Origin of the sequence: Bacteroides sp. AN502(2024) (assembly GCF_041227145.1) — a bacterium.
Classification (GTDB): Bacteria; Bacteroidota; Bacteroidia; order Bacteroidales; family Bacteroidaceae; genus Bacteroides.
The window spans coordinates 2,021,847-2,040,646 of record NZ_JBGFSP010000003.1 but is presented as its reverse complement, the minus strand read 5'-3'; the positions used below and the strand labels follow the sequence as shown (position 1 = coordinate 2,040,646).

Genomic DNA, 18,800 nt, shown 5'->3' with positions numbered 1-18,800 from the left:
TACTTTTATTTCGTATGACTATAGTGTACTTTGCGTATAACTATAGTCATACGCAAGGGAGACTATAGTTATCCTTGCGGAAGACTATAGTCATACGAAAAAAGAATAACTAACAGAGTTAATCTGATCAGGCAAAAAAAAAGAAAAACAACTCTATTAATAAGCTCTCAACCCATAATCGAATCTCATCTTCTTGCTATCTTTCACTTCAATTTTCAACAGATTGTTTCCTTTCCTCAAGCAACAGCTGTAGTCACTGATATTGTATTGATTATATTGCCTGGTCTGTTTTGCCTCCTGTGCAAAGACTTCTACACCATTCAACCACACTTTTGCTTTTCCGGCAACATTGAGCCACAAAGACAGGTGATTGAAATCCTTATCTACCTTAAAAGTAGCTTCAGATACTATTGTGGAACGAGGAGAACATTCGAAAGGCAAAGAAGTCATTTTCAATTCCTGACCATTCACACTGACAAGGCGGGTATTCCTCCTTCCGGTCTGACTGTCTGCAATCAAAGTGACCGCCTTCACGGGAGTGATTTCATACAAACGGTTGTGCATCAGGTGCAACAAGCCTTCCGGTATTTTAGTTACTTTCCGGTCGTAAGTAATCAAGCCGTTCACTTCCCCTTCCACATCGGTGGTTTGTGTATAGACTGCCGCACTCAATCCCTGAGCAATCAGCGTTTCCAAATCATATAACAGGCGACCGTAGCTATCAATCAATGCCATTGCTCCGTCTATATTCTTATATCCCCAGTTCCTCATTTTCGGATTCCAGATATGCTCTTTGATTGCCCATCCATAGCCACCGAATTCTCCCAGTACGGAGATGCGGTTGCCATTGTTCTCCGGCAGAATCATGGAAGTGACAGGATAATTATGTACATCGTACATATCACCTACGCCTCTATCCTTCCATCCGGTCACCCCGTTTATCAGACGTGTATCGTCGTACTTAATCACTTTATTCACGATTTCCACCGTATTGTGCTGTCCCCATCCTTCATTGAATACCACCCAGGTAGTGATGCAAGGATAAAAACGGAGACGGTCGATCATCTCGAACATTTCTTTTTGCCATTGGCGGGTATGTTCTTCGGGAGCATTCCAATCGGCAGTAGCCGACGGACTAACGTGTTCCTCTTTCTTCCTTGATGTAGCAAAACCGGATACCATATCCTGCCACATCATCAGACCGAGAGAATCGGCGTAATAATAATATTGTTCCGGTTCTACTTTGATATGCTTACGGATCATATTGAATCCCATCTTCTTCAACTGCACCATATCCCACAACATCGCTTCCTCGGAAGGAGGGGTCAACAGTCCGTCGGGCCACCAGCCTTGATCGAGCGGACCGTATTGGAAGATGGGTTGGTTATTCAGGCAAATACGATTATATCCGCACTCATCTTTACGGACATCTACTTTTCTCAAGGCAAAGTAACTTTTTACCCGGTCTAAAACACGTCCTCCATCGGATAAGACAATATTCAGATGATACAGTTTCGGAAATTCGGGAGACCATAGAACAGCATTCGGAACATCTATCTTCATTACATCACACAACTTCTGTTTCACCGTCTTGATTACTTTGCCATCATCCAATACTTCTATTTTTACCTCTTCATGACCTTTCGCTCCGACTACATCAAAATTCAGCTTTACGGACTCCTTTTCAATATCAGTGGAAGGAAGCACCTGACGGATATAGGTTTTATTCACCGCTTCCAGCCACACAGTTTGCCAAATGCCCGATACAGGCGTGTACCAGATACCTTCCTGATTAAGTTGCTGTTTCCCTCGGGAAATGGATTCCGTGTCCGTCGGGTCGGTAACTGCTACTTCAAGACTTTGAGGGCCGCTCTTCTTCAGATATTTAGTAATATCGAACGAGAACGGGTTGTTTCCTCCTTTATGCGTGCCGACCCACCGGTTATTCACCCACACCTGACATTCATAATCCACTGCTCCGAAATGCAGGATAACAGATTTATTTTTCCAGGAAGGATCTACGATGAACTCACGTTGATACCACAGTTTATCTGTCGGAAGAAATGTGTTCTGCACTCCGGACAGAGACGATTCAATCGCAAACGGAACAAGGATTTCCCCCTCAAAGGAAACATTCTTCCGAGGCGTGTTCTGATCCGTTACGGCATATTTCCACAATCCGTTCAGATTGATCCATTCCGCCCGTTGCAACTGTAGCCTGGGATAACTTTGCCACACATTTTCCGGCGTCACCTGTTCAGCCCATACTGTTTTGATTTTATCTCCTTTAGGCTCCCATGCATAGATAAACACCTGCGACACGGCTCCTAAAACCAGAGTAAGTAAGATTCTCTTATCCATAAGCATTAGCGGGTTTTATATTCTTTAAAATCTTTCCGTCGATTCTTATTGTAGGTATTCCACATTTTTGGGAAATAGAGGACATCACTCTTGTCCGCCCATTCGAAATAGGCTGTTTCCAATTTTTTTGCCATTTCAGGATATTTACCGATCAGATTGTGCTGTTCGGTACGGTCCTCCTTGATGTTGTACAATTCCCATTCATCTCCTTTGAAGTTGGCAGAAACCAGCTTCCAGTCACCTTTACGCACCATGCGGTTGCCTTCATGTTCCGCATAGATGTATCTTTCGGGCATCTTCTTTCCTTTCACAATCGGAAGAATGGACTGACCTGCCGTAGGCAGAATCGCTCTTCCCCGATATTCTTTCGGATAAGTGGTTCCTGCCAGTTCCACACAGGTAGACATGATATCGGAGAATTGTGCAGGCTGATGATCCAGTCCGCCTTTATTCTTCACATGATTGCCCCAGGAAATGATACATGGAGTTGAGATACCTCCTTCGTGAGCATAATGTTTATACAGCGTGAACGGCGTGCAACAAACATTCGCCCAGCCTGTGCCGTAATGATGATAAGTTCCGGGCAAGCCCATCTGATCGAGTTCGGCTCCCGTATGTGTATGATATTCGACTCCGGTCTGTTTGTCGAAACCCAATTCATGCCATTCGGCACAAGCTCCGTTATCAGACATAAACATGATAAACGTATTGTCCAACTCACCGTTCTTCTCCAATTCATCTACCACCCGGCCGATATCCGCATCCATTACATCCACCATCGCTGCAAAAATGGACATACGGCGTGCCAAGTCGGTCTGCTGATCTTTTGTCAATGAGTCCCATGCCGGCAACGGATGCGTTTCATCTTCAAACAAACTTTCAGGAACCACGCCACGCGGACTGAGTTCCGGCTTACCTTGCATAAGTTTCCGTTCAACAATCCGTTTCCAACGTGCGTCACGAATCTTGTCCCATCCCTGCATATAGAGCGACATATATTTATCGGTCACTTCTTTCGGTGCGTGTAGAGGAAAATGGGGAGCGTTATAAGCCAGATACAGGAACAAAGGTTTCTTTTCCTGATGTGCCTGGTCGATAAAGTCAATCGCATAATCCGTTATCACATTCGTTGCATAAAAAGTCCCTTCTTCATAGTGTCTGGGCGTACGGTCTTTCGGCAAACGGGTATATACTGCCGGATTCCAGAAAGAATTGAATCCGCCCAGTAAACCGTAATACTCTTGAAAGCCACGAAGAATAGGATTCGACTTGTTCCCCAAATGCCACTTTCCCGACATAGCCGTAAAATATCCGGCATCTTTCAAGACTTCCGCAATCGTGACGTTATCCGAATTGGAACGAAAGCCCGAATATCCTTTCGGCCAGGCAGGATGACTGCCATCCATGTGTCCCAATCCCGTCTGATGGGGATAAAGTCCCGTCAGTAGATTGGCACGCGACGGGCAACTGCGTGCACTGTTATACATCTGTGTCATACGGATGCCATTCTTCGCCAGTTTATCCAATACCGGTGTATGAATCTCACCACCGAAACAACCGAGATCGGAAAATCCCAAATCGTCCGCCAATATGATAATAATGTTCGGTTTGTCCTGCGCATATGTCATCGGGACCAAAGCCAGGCTGCCTGCTATCAATAAAGAAGTTTTCATTTGGTATTATAATTAAAGTTGGGTTTAAATTTACCATTCTCATAGGTCATCGGAATCAATCCGGGACGACACGTTATTTTATACTCTGCCGCCTGTGCCCCACGCGGATTGAAGAACATGGTAGCCCACCAGTTTCCATCCTTATCTTGAAAAAGATTATTGTGTCCGCCTCCCGTAATGGCATTGTAACGTTCACTATAGGGACCGTACACATGATCGGCTGTCGATATGATGCAATCATAACTATAACGTGTCTTTGGTGAGGTTACTCCCTTTTTCTCGATATAGGTATCTCCCTCCGATGTACGGTGCGACCATATAGCCTGTACGAGATGATACTTGTTATCGTATTTGAAGATAAATGCTCCCTCAATATACGGTTCCGGATTAAATTTTTGCTCTTTCAATGTTTTCAGTTCCTCGGCAAATCCGCTCATATCCGGTTTCATACGGGCGATATAATGGTTGTGCCCGACAAAGTAAACAGTACCGTCCGTATCTTCAAACAAACTTCCGTCTATGTTCGGGAAGATGGCTTTCTCTTGGTTACCTTCGATATTCTCGTACGGTCCTTCCGGTCTTCCGGTCTTACTGCGCAAAATGAAAGAACCTCTCCCGCCTGCCGACTCATTCATGCAGGCTACGATAAACCAGTTCTTCGCACTCTTGATATAGTGCATTTCCGGAGCCCAGACTGCATGAAAGCGGTTGTCCATCGGATCACCGTTGATGGATTTCTTCTGATATTTCTCTCCTGCTTTATATACTTTCGGCTTCTTTTGCCAAGTGCCGTCTTTTTCCATCGACCATATTTGTCCTCTGGCTTCCCAAGACTTCATATCTTTGGAACGCCACAGATACAACCCGTCGTTCCAGTCCCAGCAATGTCTCTGTCCCGGAAAATAACGATCGGGGGTAGAGGTCGTTCCTGTGATATAATAATAACCGTCGGGACCTAGCGTAGCCCAAGTGTCCCTCATCCAATAATCAAATGCCGGTTTTACAGATGTCGGGACACGTAGTTCCGGAGCATTTGTATCTGCCGTTCCATATAACTGCGCTGATGCTGTACAGATGGAAATAAATTCTATAAGCAAAACTAATCCTAATCGTAAAATCAAGTTCATATATTCCTGTTTTATGTTATTCTTCCTATTTAAGATAATTAAACGAATTCTGTTTAAAATGATAGCGTCTTTGCGGAAGAGGCAGTGGGTCCTGCAGGCGTAATTCCCATGCCAGCAAGCGGGTCAGAAGTTCCGTTTGAATTTCACAATATTTCTTCTCGCCAAACAGATTATGAATTTCCGAAGGATCTTTCTTCAAATTATAAAGTTCTCCGTTGCCATAATGATTCATAACCAGTTTCCAGTCATCCTTTCTTATCATGCGTGAAGTACCGCTTTGCGTCCAGGTGTTCAGTTCGTCGAAGTGGGCAATTTTGCCGGGAGTCAATGCCCCCTCCTGTTCAAAAGTCAGAAAGGCATCCAATTCAACATCGGCTCCTCCGAAACCTTGTTGTACGACTATGCTTGAGAACTCTTCTTCAGGGTAAGCTTTTCCGGTCAGCATCGGCCACAAGCTACGGCCCTGGACTCCTACCGGTATTTCAGCACCGATGGCGGAGCAGAAGGTAGGGAAAAGGTCGGCTATCGACACATGACCATCCATAGGGGTAGGCTGGTTCTTGATGTGATAGCCTGCCCATACCATCGGAATACGTGCCAGACTTTCGGAAAGTCCGGCTCCTTTACGGATCAATCCGTATTCTCCCCAGTAGTCACCGTGGTCGGAGAGTACGACAAAGATGGTATTTTCATATTGTCCGCTGGCTTTCAACGATTCGATCAGTCTCCTGATCTGATCGTCTATCAACCGGATCATTCCGATATAGTTAGCACGGATTCGAGGCAAGTCCTGTTCCAGGTTGGGACAGGACGCATCTTCCAGTTGCGCCAGAATACGGTATTTCTCTCCTTTCTTAGCCAAATCCTTTCGGGAGGTCTTTAAGACAGGGAGCTTATCGGGAGAGAACATAGAGTAATAAGGTTCACATACCTGATAAGGGTTGTGAGGTTCCGGAAAAGAAACCCATACGAAGAAAGGATTTTCTTTCTGCTGCTCAATCCATGCCAGTGCTTCGTTCACGATTTTGGTGGGATGCTGCTCCTCCAGCGAGATGGGAGATGGCTCCAGCCATTGCCCTCTAGCTTGCTGATTCAGGAAACGGGCAGTCTCCTTTTCGGCGGGAGTCGTCTTTTTGTGCTTTCCCCAGTGTCCGTATTCAGACCAGAAATCGAGGTCGGCAGGTTTCAGGTAAGCGTGATTCTTACCGACCAATGCTGTTTTATACCCGTTTTCTTTCAACACGCCCACCAAATCCTGTTGATAGGAGATGTCGGAGATATTGTGATTCGTACGTACGTGAATGGCGGAAGGGAAACGCCCTGTGAACATGGAGCAACGGGCCGGAGAGCTGGCCGGCATCACAGTGTATGCCTTATTAAACCATACATTCTCCTGCGCCAATCGGTCGACAAAAGGAGTCACTTCCAGCGGAAAACCTTCCCTGCCACACAAATCGGCACGCTGCTGATCGGTCATAATAACCACAATATTCGGTTTGCCGGTTTGTGCTTGGGCTGATACGATCAACCCTTGTATGGCAAGTCCTGTGATACAAAAGACTGTATTTCTCATATTTGCTTATTTAAAAATCCTATTTAAAACGATATACAACCATAGAAGCGGCCTCCAGCTCAAGCGGCTGGTTCAAGTCCAGCACAACTTCAGTCTCTATCGGTTGGACTTCATTCGGGGTAAACGGTGTGTTTTCCTTTCCCGAAGCCAATACCAAGCTTGTTTTATGAGCCTTAACAGGACGTCTAAAGACGGAAAAGAACTATTCGCATATACCAGAGGTAATATGAAAAACAGGCCGATACCCAACGTAAGGGATTTGAATGTCGGATGATTCATAGCATTGTGTTTTTAGAGTTTCACATTGCAAATGTGGTCTTTTCTATCCAAGAAAAACAGAAAAATAATGCTTAATACCTGCAATCATGTATAAAAATCAGCTACCGGACAATAATTTAAACATGAGTGCTGCCCGTTTGAACAATCCTACGACTGTTCCAAACAAAAAAAGACGTATCTTTAGGTCGTGAAATTAAATCCGTGAAGCCATGAGAACCACCTTAGTTAAATTCATACTCTTATTCAGTTTCGTGCTCTTAAATACATGCCTGTTGACGGGACAGATACAATATAATAATATACGCTTCAAACAGTTAAGCATAACCGAAGGACTTCCGCATAATACCATTAATGCAATCACACAGGACAATCACGGATTCATCTGGTTTGGCACACGTAATGGTTTGTGCCGGTTTGACGGTTATAATATCAACCTGTTCGCGCACAATGAAGCCGACAGCACTTCACTCTGCCATGACTTCATCACCCGTCTGTACAATGACTCACTCCGCAATGTTTTATGGATCTCTACCGATCAGGGCATCTGCAGCTATGACTACGAGACAGAAGATTTCAGCCGTTACCGGTTGAAAGGTAACACCAAAGATGATGTTTGTTTCCTGAACACCAGCAACGGGACGCTCCTGGCGGCCTGCAGCAACGGACTCTACCGTTACAATGAAAAAGATAGCCTGTTCGTTCCTTTCCTGCTCAATGAAGAGAAGTCCCATGTGAGATACTTCGCAGAGGACGGAGACAAGACCCTGTGGATAGACACCAACAAAGGACTGATGCGATATAGTCTGGAGAAGAAACAGTTCGTTTCCCTCCCTACTCTCATCCAGCCTTTTGCACAACAATGTAACAAAGCTGTCCTGATCTCGTCCAACCAGCTTTTGTTGAATACCAATAGTGATTTCTTCGTCTACCACATACAAAGCAACACCCTGTGTAATCTCTCAAAAGACCTCGAAGTGAAAGATTTCCGGTGTACGTCAACCGACTATACCGGAAATATATGGGTAGGAACGGAGTATGGCATCTTCGTGTTCAACAAACTCTACCAACTGATTGCACATTACGAACAATCCGAACGGGATTTAAGTGCTTTGAACGATTCTCCTATTTACAGTCTTTATCAGGATAAGGCCCACAATATGTGGGTGGGAACCTATTTCGGAGGAGTCAACTATTATATATTCGGCTCCGACCAGTTCCGGATCTATCCTTACGGAAGCAGCTTCAATCATTTGAGCGGAAAAGCAGTCCGCCAGATTATCAATGCGCCGGACAACGGTTTGTACATCGCCACAGAGGATGGCGGACTGAATTACCTGAACAGTAAAAAAGAGATTACCCGCGCCGAACGGCTTCACAAACAGATGCAAATATACGCCAAGAACATACACTCTCTATGGCTCGACAAAGATAACAGCCTATGGCTCGGATTGTTCCTGAAAGGAGCTCTTCACTATATACCGCATCTGAACCGCACGGTGAACTATAATCTATTATCGGAGCAAGTTTCGTCCGGCTTCTGCATCATCGGAGACAAGAATGACCACGTTTGGTATGGAGGTCCTTCAGGCTTATTCCTGATCGACAAGAAAAAAGCCAATGCCCGTCCGGAAAAGATTTCACCGCTACGTGTATTTAACTTGGTACAATTCAATGACAGCATACTTTGGGCAGGAACGCGAAAAGGCAGTATGTTCCAGATAAACACCCATACACTGAAAGTTACCTCGCTCCCTATCTTGCCGTACACCGATCTCTACATAACCTATATCTACCCCGATTCACATCAACGGATATGGATAGGAACAGACAACAACGGGCTTTATGTATCAGACCGCAATGGAAATATCATCGCTTCTTACAGCAAAGAGCAGTTGGGCTCCAATGCCATTAAAGGCATCATAGAAGATGAAATGAGTAATATCTGGGTAGGTACCGGAAATGGACTTTGTTGTATCAATTCCTCAACAGGAAGCATTGACCGATATACCACGGCCGACGGATTGCCCATCAATCAATTTAACTACTCCTCCGCCTGCAAAAAGCCTGACGGAGAACTATATTTCGGAACCATCAACGGTATGATTTCTTTCTATCCGGAACAGGTACACTCCGTCAATCCACATTTCAACATTGCACTAACCGCCATTTGGAGCAACAGCGAATATATGTCACCCAACAATAAGAAGGCGTCCATCCCTTCCTCCGTCTCCGAACTGACAGAAATCACCCTGACGCACGAACAAGCCCAATCCCTGCGTCTCGAATATTCCGGATTGAATTATCAATATACCGACAACACTCAATATGCGATGAAAATGGAAGGCATCGACAAGGACTGGCAGTTTGTAGGCAACCAGCATCAGGTACGCTTCTCCAATCTGCCTTCGGGAAGATATATCTTAAAGATCAAAGCCAGCAAAGACGGTATCTACTGGGACGAAACGGGGCAAAAGAACCTTACCATCAGCATCCTTCCTCCCTGGTGGCTCTCTCCGGAAGCATATTTAATTTATGTACTACTCCTTCTATTCATCATTTACGCCGCATACAGATATACCAAAACGCGTATCATCCTGCTCATGCGACTGAAAACAGAGCATGAACAGCGCGTCAACATAGAAAATATGAATCGACAGAAAATCAATTTCTTCACATACATTTCTCATGATCTGAAAACTCCGCTAACCCTGATTTTATCACCTCTGCAACGGTTGATCCAGCAGCCACAAATCAGCAACAACGATAAAGAAAAACTGGAAGTCGTCTATCGCAATGCCAACCGGATGAATTATCTGATTAACGAACTATTGACATTCAGTAAAATCGAGATGAAACAAATGCGTATCAGCGTCCGGAAAGGAGACATCATGCACTTCCTGGAAGAACTGTCGCACATCTTCGACATTGTAGCCGGAGAACGGGAAATTGACTTTATCATCAATCTGGAAGACACCGAAGAGGAAGTATGGTTCTCTCCCTCCAAGCTGGAACGGATTCTTTATAACTTGCTCTCAAACGCATTTAAATATACCCAGTCCGGCGGATACGTCAAGTTGAGTGCCAAACTGACAAAAGAAGAGAAAGGGACATTTGTGCAAATTTCTGTAAAAGACAATGGCAGGGGGATTCCTAAAGAAGCTCAAGAACAAATATTTGAAAGTTATTACCAAGTTGAGAAGCGCGACCATCGCGAAGGATTCGGACTGGGATTATCGCTTACGCGTTCGCTCATACACATGCACAAAGGTGAAATCCGGGTAGAAAGCGAAGTCAACGAAGGTTCGGACTTTATTGTTACTCTGAATGTATCGGAAGATGCTTATAGCCCCGATGAACGCTCGTCCGAAAACATCACGACCGAAGAAATACAGAAATATAACCAGCGAATCAAGGAAACCATCGAACTCATCCCCGAAAAGCTGACCAACAAAGAGAAAGACTCCTGCAGGGAATCTATCATGATTGTGGAGGACAATAAAGAGATGAATGATTATCTCGCCAGCATATTCAGTGAGAAATATGATATTATACGGGTGTATAACGGTGCGGAAGCCTGCAAGAAGATAGCCAAACAGCTGCCTAATCTCATTATATCGGATATAATGATGCCGGTGATGGACGGCTTGGAATTCACGGAACGTGTCAAGCAAGACGTAGCGACCAGCCATATCCCCGTCATCCTCCTGACTGCCAAGACGGATGAAAACGACCATACGGAAGGTTACCTGCGGGGAGCCGATGCGTATATCACCAAACCTTTCAACGCCAAGAATCTGGAGTTGCTGGTACAGAATATTCAAAAGAGCCGGAAGCAGAATATCGAACACTTCAAACAGGCGGAGGAACTGAACATCAAACAAATCACCAACAATCCAAGAGATGAGGTATTTATGAAAGAACTGGTGGAGCTTATTATGGCGAACCTAACCAAGGAAGACTTCGGAGTAACCGAAATCACAGCTCATCTTCGTATCAGCCGTAGCCTGCTGCACATGAAACTGAAATCGCTCACGGGATGCTCCATCACACAGTTTATACGTACCATCAAGATGAAGGAAGCTAAAACCCATTTACTGAACGGCATGAATGTTTCCGAAGCTTCATTCGCTGTCGGTATATCAGACCCGAACTACTTTACAAAATGTTTCAAAAAGGAATTTAATATCACTCCGACCGAGTTTCTCAAACAGCTAAAGTTATAATTGCTGCTATAAAAACATTGTCATGTAGACCGGAATATAATCAATGCCATTTCCCCTTTTTAAATCTTTTGTATATATCAAATACTTATTCATTATACGATCAGAGAATTTAATGCAGAACTCGTCTAATGATTTGTGAGACTTGTACCCCGAGGATTTCACCTCAATAGGGGATATCTTATGCTTATCAGCAATGATAAAATCAACCTCATAATACTTCTTTCCTTCGGCGTATGGAATTGTATGATAGAATAAATTCTTTCCTGCAGCCTTTAACATTTGGGCGATGACATTCTCGTATACATATCCTAAATTAGTACTAAGTTTATCGTTTAGTAACTTATTATATATAATATTTTCTGTATAATTGCTATCCATAAATGCAAGCGTAACAAACAAACCTGTATCTGATGCGTACATCTTGAAGTATTCTTCATTTTTTGTCAGAGCTAAGCCTGCGTTCGGGTCATCTGTATGGAATGCAATGTTAGTTGTCATCGAATCCTCCATATCCTTTACGATGTTTATTACCCTTTCTACTTTTTCATCCGGAATAGCTTTGCCTACCTGGTAGCGTAATGTATTCCTGCTTAACTGGGCAGGTATTGCATCATACATCGCTTTAGCTCTTCCTGAATCATCAATTTTCCCAAAATCTTCTTCATATAGAGCAATGATATCTCGCTTTGCCAAATCAACATCTGAAAAATTATTCGTTTTAATATATGCCGCTACAGCTTGTGGCATCCCTCCCACAAGCATATACAGACGAAAATCTCGCATAAGTTTGCGATGAACAGCATCTCCTAATGGCATCTTCTTTTCAAAAGTAGTACGTAATAATGGAATGGTCGTTGTATCACCAAGGGCCCATCTAAACTCCTCATAATCCATAGGGTACATATTAACTTTTGTCTCTTCACTTGGGATGATTATATTGCGACTCTTCGAGCGGACGGATATCAATGAACCTGTTTCAATATAATCATATCGATGATCTTTCACCAAATGTTTGATAGCTTGTCTTGCGAGAGGTTGCAACTGCACCTCATCAAATATAATTACCGATTCTCTTTCATGTAAATGCACTTGGTAAATAAATTGCAATCTAAGGAACAGATAATTCAAATCTGAAATATCATTGAATAAATCACTTACCTCCTCAGATACTTTTGAAAAGTCTATCAAAATGTATGATTTATACTCATTACGGGCAAATTCCTCCGCTATTGTAGATTTACCTATACGGCGTGCTCCTTGTATCAGTAAAGCAGTATCACCATTACGCTCGGATTTCCATTTTAGCATGGCGTCGTACATTTTTCTCTTGAAATAGATTGTATTATCTCCCATTGATTACAATTTTAATAGCAAATATACTCCTTGAATTCGATTCCACCAAATGTTTTAAGCCAAAATGCCGTTATCCACCAAATGTTTTTATATAGATTTGCCGATATCCACTAATTCTTTGGCAAACTCGGCTGTTTGCCATCTAAGAAAGGAATATATTTTGGGCACGGATTACACAGATTAACATGGTTTTTAATTAGTTGATTTCTTAAAACCGCGAAATCCGTGTAATCCGTGCCCAAAAACATCTTGCGAAAAATTTGTCGCAGCACTACACTGGTTCGTGTTTGTATCTAAAACTGCAACTGTGGACACTTATAAATTGATTAATACCTATTTTATCAACTTTTATTGCTCCTCTTTTACCATTCCTGGAAGCGTAAATCGGCTTCCGGATTCTGACGACGAATCAGTTCTTCATTGACCTGATAAGTAACACCGCCTTTCGTATATTTATAAGAAAGCGTAAACTTAGGCTGTTTCCCTACAAAATCCAGCGATTCAGCTGAAGGATCTAATGTGGCGGATGCATCTTCGATAGCGACACTTCCCCCAGCCTCGATAGTAACACTTCCATCTGAATTGACTGTCAGAATCACTGATTCATTGTTTTCCAACGTTTGTCCGAAGCCCGGTCTGCGTACCTTGTTTCTGCCTAATGAAACAAAGTCGCGGGTCATATTCTGACTCAAATCCTTGTTATTGTATTCAGTCACCTGCTGGGTGGATAAGTTGGTAACTTTCCCTTTCACAAAGTAGGTGCCGTGATACTGACTGACGAACTTGACTACTACAATACTGTAATCCTTCAAATTGCCATTCACATCGGTGGTTACTCCATCCTGATTGTGATCGACCAAACGGAAAGGGATTGCATAGTGCTTATTCAAAGCGGCATTGTCATTATAGAAGGCATCAGAGAAAGTCACTTTCACATCTGCTATTGCCAGATTCGGATTGCTAATTGTCATCTTGTTCGGATTAGCCAACTGATAATAGTTTTCCGGCATCAGTGTCAAGCCCGTACCATCCAGTAAAGACGGATCGATCTCGAACGTAACCCAATCATCGGTATGCACCTCCCTTTTACCACCAATAGCCACTCCCACCTTTATCGACATATCTGTGTCGGCTACCAGTGTCCGCAAAGGTTTTTGCGAAGCAAAGTACACAGAACTCTTATCGTAGTCCTTTTCATAATCGTCATAACAAGCAGTCATCAGAACGCTTATCAGCCCTATCCATAATATATTTAGTCTTTTCATTGTAAATAAGTATTTATATCAACAGCATATCATTCCCAACCCTGATTATTCATTAGATTCTTATTCTTTTCCAGCTCTGCATACGGTAGCGGCATGAAATAGTTTTTCACTTCATATTTCCGTTGTTCCACTTTCTGTACTTTGAAGCTGAATGTACCGTCCTCATTGCGGGTAACGGCCACTCCCTCCACCTCTTCGTTCAATGGCAATACCCAGCGACGCATATCAAAATAACGATGATTCTCAAAAGTAAATTCCAAGCGACGTTCGTTCTGAATCAGCTTTCTGAACGAGTCCTTACTTTGAGCCATTTCATCCAGATAAAGATCAAAGTTGATACCCCCGGCTTGCGAACGGATTGTTTTCAATATTTCGTATGCAGAATACAGACATCCTTCGGCTTTCACCGTCGGGTTGCCCCAAGCCTCATTGGCAGCTTCGGCAAAGTTAAGAAGAACTTCCGATTTCCGTAACAAAGGATTGTAATGAACCGAGTTTAATGTCTGAATCGGATTCAGCATAGCCGATTTCTTGGAAACAAATTTAGCCAGGTAATAACCGGTACGTGTAGCATTCTCACTAAACGAAGGAGAATCTTTTCCACCCTCGGACATATCCAACGGCTGGCCGGAATCGCCAAATATAGCACTATGATAATAGACATTCAGTGCAAAACGATTATCCAGCACGGCATAGAGCTGTGTCAGATCGAAATCTGGATCAGACAGATCGACACCGGAACGAACATCGGTTGCCGGATAGCCATTCTTCGCATAAAAAGCCTTTACCAGATTATGAGAAGGAGTGGCACGGGCACTTCCGTAGTAGAACGGTGGGAAATGAAGACCTTCCAGTAGATTACTATTAAAATATTTGCGGAAAGCATAATCGGAACTTTCGGTCTTCACATCGGCAATGGAGGAAGCCGTAACAGGAACATAAGTTCCGAAACCTTCCATGCCCAAAATCTTATTGATCTCTTTGGCTACCGCTTCCCATTTTGCCTGATAAACCGTAGGATTCAGTATTTCGAATTGTCCCATGCCGGTGATTTTCGTTACGTCATCATCCTGCATGGCAGGGCTTGCGCTATATAAAAGCGCGCGACTTTTCAGAACAGCTGCCGCCGCTTTCGTAGCACGGCCGATTTGTGTATTACCAAACTCTAGGTCATCTCCCTGATATACGTTCGGCAATAATTCGATGGCATTATCCAAATCGTTAATGATAAAATCGATTGTTGCCTGATAAGTAGGACGGAGAAACTCACCGTTTTGTGCGGCCTCATCCTGCGAAATAAAATGATCTGCCAACGGAATACCCAACGCTTTTCCATTCTTCGCCTTTCCACCGTACATCTTCAATAGCTCAAAATGCCACCATGCACGCAGGAAATACGATTCACCTTTCAGACGCAGCTTGATTTGCTTATCCACTTCCGGATCAGCGCAGTTGTACTGAACTTGGTCGGTCAGGCCGTTTTCGAGGAAAGAGTTTACATAGTTCAGCATGTTGTACGCATTGCTCCAGTTTCCGATCGGGTTGTTAAACGCCGTCATACCGCCCATACTTAATTTATAGACAGAAGAGCTGCGCAAATTAGTCACTGCATTATCAGTAGCACAATCCAGAAAGTTATTGTCAAAACAATCCGGACGGTTGGCTATGCCATTATAAGCTTTATATAGTACGCCTTGAGCAAGTTCCGGCACTCTCCAAGTATCAGAGTCTCCGATCTGCCATGTCACCTTTGTATCCAATGTGTCGTCACAAGCACAAAAGAGAAACAGACCTGCTAAAACGCAACTTCCTAATATATATTTCATATTGCCATCTATTAATTGTTTAAAATTAAAATACAAAAGAGACTCCGCCTGTAAAAGTACGCGTCACCGGATAGTTTGTCACACCGGCATTCAGCAATTCAGGATCCAAATCCTTCACGGAAGAAAGCACGAACAAGTTTGCACCACGAGCAAAAATCTTCATCTTCTTCACTACCGAACTCGAGGAGAACTGATTGAACGTGTAGCTCAATTCAACATTCTTCATACGGAAGAAGCTTGTATTCTTCAACCAGAAAGAAGAATTGCGGAAATTGTTCGCACCGGCAGTAGTTGTCAGGCGCGGATAACTTCCGGTCGGGTTGTTTACCGGATGATAACGGTCTAATGCCAGTTTGGAGTATTTACCTTCTCCATTGTTCCAGTAATAGGCATTCGTTGCCCAGGTGTGAACACCCAATTCGGAATATCCCTGAAGATACAATCCCCAGCCCTTGTAATTTACATTGAAGTCGATACCCAATGTGGTACGCGGGAATGAATTGCCGAGTTCCTTTACGTCACGACCGTCAATGATCTTATCGCCGTTCAGGTCTTTGTAGGCGATGTCGCCTTCCTGATAATCGGCAAACGTCTGGACTGCATGTCCGTTAATGTCTATATCTTTGCCCAATAATCCTTCGGCAGCCAGTCCCATCATAGCATCGGTAGAACGCCCCACTGTATAGCGATATTCCTCCCCATGTTTCACCTGGTTCCATTTCAATACTTTATTCTTTGACCATACGAAATTGGCTCCTACCGAATAAGACCAGTCGTTGACACGGTCACTCCAGGTGAATATTCCTTCTATACCGTGATTCAAGACGGAACCCATATTATCCTGGTAGGTAAAGTTGCCTGTATAATCCCCGTAAGAGGCATCGACAGAACCAATGATGTCCGTATGTTTCTCACGAAAATAGTTCATTTCGGTATATAAGCGGTTGTTCAGGAACAGACCTTCCACACCGATGTTCCATTCTGCCACCTTTTCCCATTTCAGGTTCGGATTACCGGCACGGACAAAAGTAGAATAGTAAGCCGTAGCACCATTATTCGTCGTTCCAAAGCGGAAGTTGCCGTCTTGTACCCAGGCACGTTCATACAATAAATGTTCCGTACTTCTGTCATATCCCAAAACACCGGCACTGGTTTTCAGTTTCAGAAAGTTCACGTATTCATTGTCTTTCAAGAAATCTTCATTACTTAGAATCCAGGCAAGACCGCCTGCTGCAGAGAAGAAGTATTTATTTCCCGGTTTAAAGCGGTTGCTTCCCATCAATGCCATATCCGCTTCCACAACATAGCGATGGTCATACATATAGTTCAGACGCAATGCATAGTTGGCATTGATAATGTCCTGAGCCACTCCCTGACTCGTTGTTTTCGAGTACATATAAGTCAACCGTGCCGATACATCGTGCTTTTGGTTGAATGTATTCTCGTATGCAGCAAAGGCGTTCCACCCCAATGTCTGTTGCAAGGTAGTTGACTTCCTGCTTTGTGAAGTAGCTACATCTGTTTTCTTCATCTGAGTATACATGATTTGTTCCTCACCGGCAAAGTCACGATATGTCTTGATGGCATACGTCGGATAGACTTTGCTCAAAGAGAGTTGCAAGTAATCATAGTTGTCGAAAGAAAGGAAAGCACCGGCTTTCAAGCCTTTTATCAGCATATCAAGATCGAATTTCAAACCGATATTGGTCTGGCTGCGTGTATAACGTTCATCCGTATATCCTCCGTACATCGTTTCCGCGTATGCATTCATCGGACGCAACAGACTTGCACCGAACAATGGAATTCCGTCCGAACTGGCCAGTCCGGTTTCTTCCGGTGACATAGTCAGCGGGTATTCATTCGGACGATGCGTAGACAAAGCCGTGAATACCTGACCACAATCCAATTGTCCCCATTTACGCATCTCCATACGTCCGGCAACATCTGCGGATATAGCCAGAAAATCCGTTACATTGAAATCGAGGTTTCCGCGAAGAGTCAGGCGGTGCAGTTGCGGAGTATAGGTAACGTCTTCAAATCCGCTACCTCCTACATATCCGGCAATCAAAGCATAACGCACTCTGTCGGTACCCCCCGTCATATCGAACGATACTTTCCGATAGTTGGCATTCTTGTTCAACAACTGATCGTACAGATCAACGTTCGGATACAATAGGTCATTGGCTCCTTTGGAGTTTTTATATCCTTCCAGTTGTTTCTGATTATAGTAAGGAGTCAGTCCGTCGTTTGCACGCGCTTCATTATACAGATTAGCATACTGATAAGAATTCAGGAAATCAGGAGTACGCGTCATCTGTATCACACCCGCTTCAGCGGTTGCATTATAAATGCGGCGGTTGGCCTTTCCTCTGCGGGTAGTCACCCAAAGTACCCCATTCGCAGCACGTGCTCCGTAAAGAATCTTGGCAGTGGCATCTTTCAGCAACTCGATACGCTCGATTTCTTCAGGAATCAGATCCGCTACCGGACGTTCGACACCGTCAATAATAACGATAGCCGTATTGTCCGACATACCATGCTGGCCACGGATAAATAAATCAGGTGTATTATTCCCCAATCCGCTGACCGTAGAACGGACCTGTAAACCTAACATTTTACCTTGCAGCATATTAGTCAGCGTCAAATCTGGGAACGTTCCGAACTTTCCGTTCTCCAGTACGCTCGTTGCGCCTACTTCATTCCCTTTATACGTCTTGCCACCATCGGCTCTGTTCACTAACGCTTCTTCGGTCAGGAACAGAGGCTCTTTCTTCAGTACAATCTTTTCAGGAACGATATTGCTGCCTGTCAACTTATACACTTTATCTTCATATCCCAAAGCCTCTACCATGACGGTTGCGTCATTCTCGACCTTCGTCTGAAAACTTCCCTTTGCATCTGTATACAGAACAACTGCGCCTTCTCCACAAATGATAGAAACATTCTTCAACGGGCTACCTTTCTCGTCGGTAACAATAGAAACTATTTCCACCAAAGGCTTCTTCATCGACTTTCTCTTTGATTTATTCTGTGCGAAAGTCAGGCTAGAGCCAACGATAAGGACAAATATGAACCCTATCAGTCTTATATATCTAATCTTGTTTCTCATATACTTTTCTT

Annotated in this window: 9 protein-coding genes; 1 reads left to right on the top strand and 8 read right to left on the bottom strand. The window is 43.8% G+C overall.

Annotated elements, in window-relative coordinates:
* Nucleotides 1–156: 156 nt before the first annotated feature.
* From AB9N12_RS07860 to AB9N12_RS07845, 4 genes are read right to left on the bottom strand one after another with little or no spacing between them, the layout of a single operon-like run.
* On the bottom strand, nucleotides 157–2,361 hold the full coding sequence (locus tag AB9N12_RS07860; RefSeq protein WP_369891156.1) for a glycoside hydrolase family 2 protein: 2,205 nt from the start codon (nucleotides 2,359–2,361) through the stop codon (nucleotides 157–159).
* A 5-nt stretch (nucleotides 2,362–2,366) separates the two neighbouring features.
* On the bottom strand, nucleotides 2,367–4,034 hold the full coding sequence (locus AB9N12_RS07855; RefSeq protein ID WP_369891154.1) for an arylsulfatase: 1,668 nt from the start codon (nucleotides 4,032–4,034) through the stop codon (nucleotides 2,367–2,369).
* Nucleotides 4,031–5,161: a family 43 glycosylhydrolase gene (locus AB9N12_RS07850; RefSeq protein ID WP_369891153.1), complete on the bottom strand. Its 1,131-nt coding sequence runs from the start codon at nucleotides 5,159–5,161 to the stop codon at nucleotides 4,031–4,033. The genes AB9N12_RS07855 and AB9N12_RS07850 overlap by 4 nt, the downstream gene beginning before the upstream one ends.
* Before the next feature lie 25 nt (nucleotides 5,162–5,186).
* A complete protein-coding gene (locus AB9N12_RS07845) occupies nucleotides 5,187–6,734 on the bottom strand; it encodes a sulfatase (RefSeq protein ID WP_369891151.1) in 1,548 nt (515 codons plus the stop codon).
* Between the two features lie 488 nt (nucleotides 6,735–7,222).
* On the opposite strand from AB9N12_RS07845, the gene AB9N12_RS07840 reads away from it, so the two are divergent.
* The gene (locus AB9N12_RS07840) at nucleotides 7,223–11,236 is read left to right on the top strand and encodes a two-component regulator propeller domain-containing protein (protein WP_369891150.1); all 4,014 of its coding nucleotides are present in this window, start codon (nucleotides 7,223–7,225) and stop codon (nucleotides 11,234–11,236) included.
* Nucleotides 11,237–11,242: 6 nt separating this feature from the next.
* Here AB9N12_RS07840 and AB9N12_RS07835 read toward each other — a convergent pair whose 3' ends face one another.
* The 4 genes from AB9N12_RS07835 to AB9N12_RS07820 all read right to left on the bottom strand — a co-directional run bounded on the left by AB9N12_RS07835 (nucleotide 11,243) and on the right by AB9N12_RS07820 (nucleotide 18,789).
* Nucleotides 11,243–12,589 (bottom strand): ATP-binding protein, encoded by a 1,347-nt coding sequence (locus tag AB9N12_RS07835; RefSeq protein WP_369891149.1) that lies wholly within the window; start codon nucleotides 12,587–12,589, stop codon nucleotides 11,243–11,245.
* Between the two features lie 362 nt (nucleotides 12,590–12,951).
* Nucleotides 12,952–13,854 carry a BT_3987 domain-containing protein gene (locus tag AB9N12_RS07830; RefSeq protein WP_369891147.1) on the bottom strand — a complete coding sequence of 301 codons (903 nt, stop codon included), beginning with the start codon at nucleotides 13,852–13,854 and terminating at the stop codon, nucleotides 12,952–12,954.
* 29 nt (nucleotides 13,855–13,883) lie between these two features.
* Nucleotides 13,884–15,680, bottom strand: a complete 1,797-nt coding sequence (locus AB9N12_RS07825; RefSeq protein ID WP_369891145.1) for a RagB/SusD family nutrient uptake outer membrane protein — start codon at nucleotides 15,678–15,680, stop codon at nucleotides 13,884–13,886.
* A gap of 25 nt (nucleotides 15,681–15,705) precedes the next feature.
* Entirely contained in the window at nucleotides 15,706–18,789 is a 3,084-nt protein-coding gene (locus tag AB9N12_RS07820; RefSeq protein ID WP_369891143.1) for a SusC/RagA family TonB-linked outer membrane protein, read from the bottom strand.
* Nucleotides 18,790–18,800: the final 11 nt, after the last annotated feature.

What these genes read in the sequence shown, in the direction of transcription:
- AB9N12_RS07860 (WP_369891156.1), bottom strand. Translation starts at nt 2,361, where the DNA reads ATGGATAAGAGAATCTTACTTACTCTGGTTTTAGGAGCCGTGTCGCAG.
- AB9N12_RS07855 (WP_369891154.1), bottom strand. Translation starts at nt 4,034, where the DNA reads ATGAAAACTTCTTTATTGATAGCAGGCAGCCTGGCTTTGGTCCCGATG.
- AB9N12_RS07850 (WP_369891153.1), bottom strand. Translation starts at nt 5,161, where the DNA reads ATGAACTTGATTTTACGATTAGGATTAGTTTTGCTTATAGAATTTATT.
- AB9N12_RS07845 (WP_369891151.1), bottom strand. Translation starts at nt 6,734, where the DNA reads ATGAGAAATACAGTCTTTTGTATCACAGGACTTGCCATACAAGGGTTG.
- AB9N12_RS07840 (WP_369891150.1), top strand. Translation starts at nt 7,223, where the DNA reads ATGAGAACCACCTTAGTTAAATTCATACTCTTATTCAGTTTCGTGCTC.
- AB9N12_RS07835 (WP_369891149.1), bottom strand. Translation starts at nt 12,589, where the DNA reads ATGGGAGATAATACAATCTATTTCAAGAGAAAAATGTACGACGCCATG.
- AB9N12_RS07830 (WP_369891147.1), bottom strand. Translation starts at nt 13,854, where the DNA reads ATGAAAAGACTAAATATATTATGGATAGGGCTGATAAGCGTTCTGATG.
- AB9N12_RS07825 (WP_369891145.1), bottom strand. Translation starts at nt 15,680, where the DNA reads ATGAAATATATATTAGGAAGTTGCGTTTTAGCAGGTCTGTTTCTCTTT.
- AB9N12_RS07820 (WP_369891143.1), bottom strand. Translation starts at nt 18,789, where the DNA reads ATGAGAAACAAGATTAGATATATAAGACTGATAGGGTTCATATTTGTC.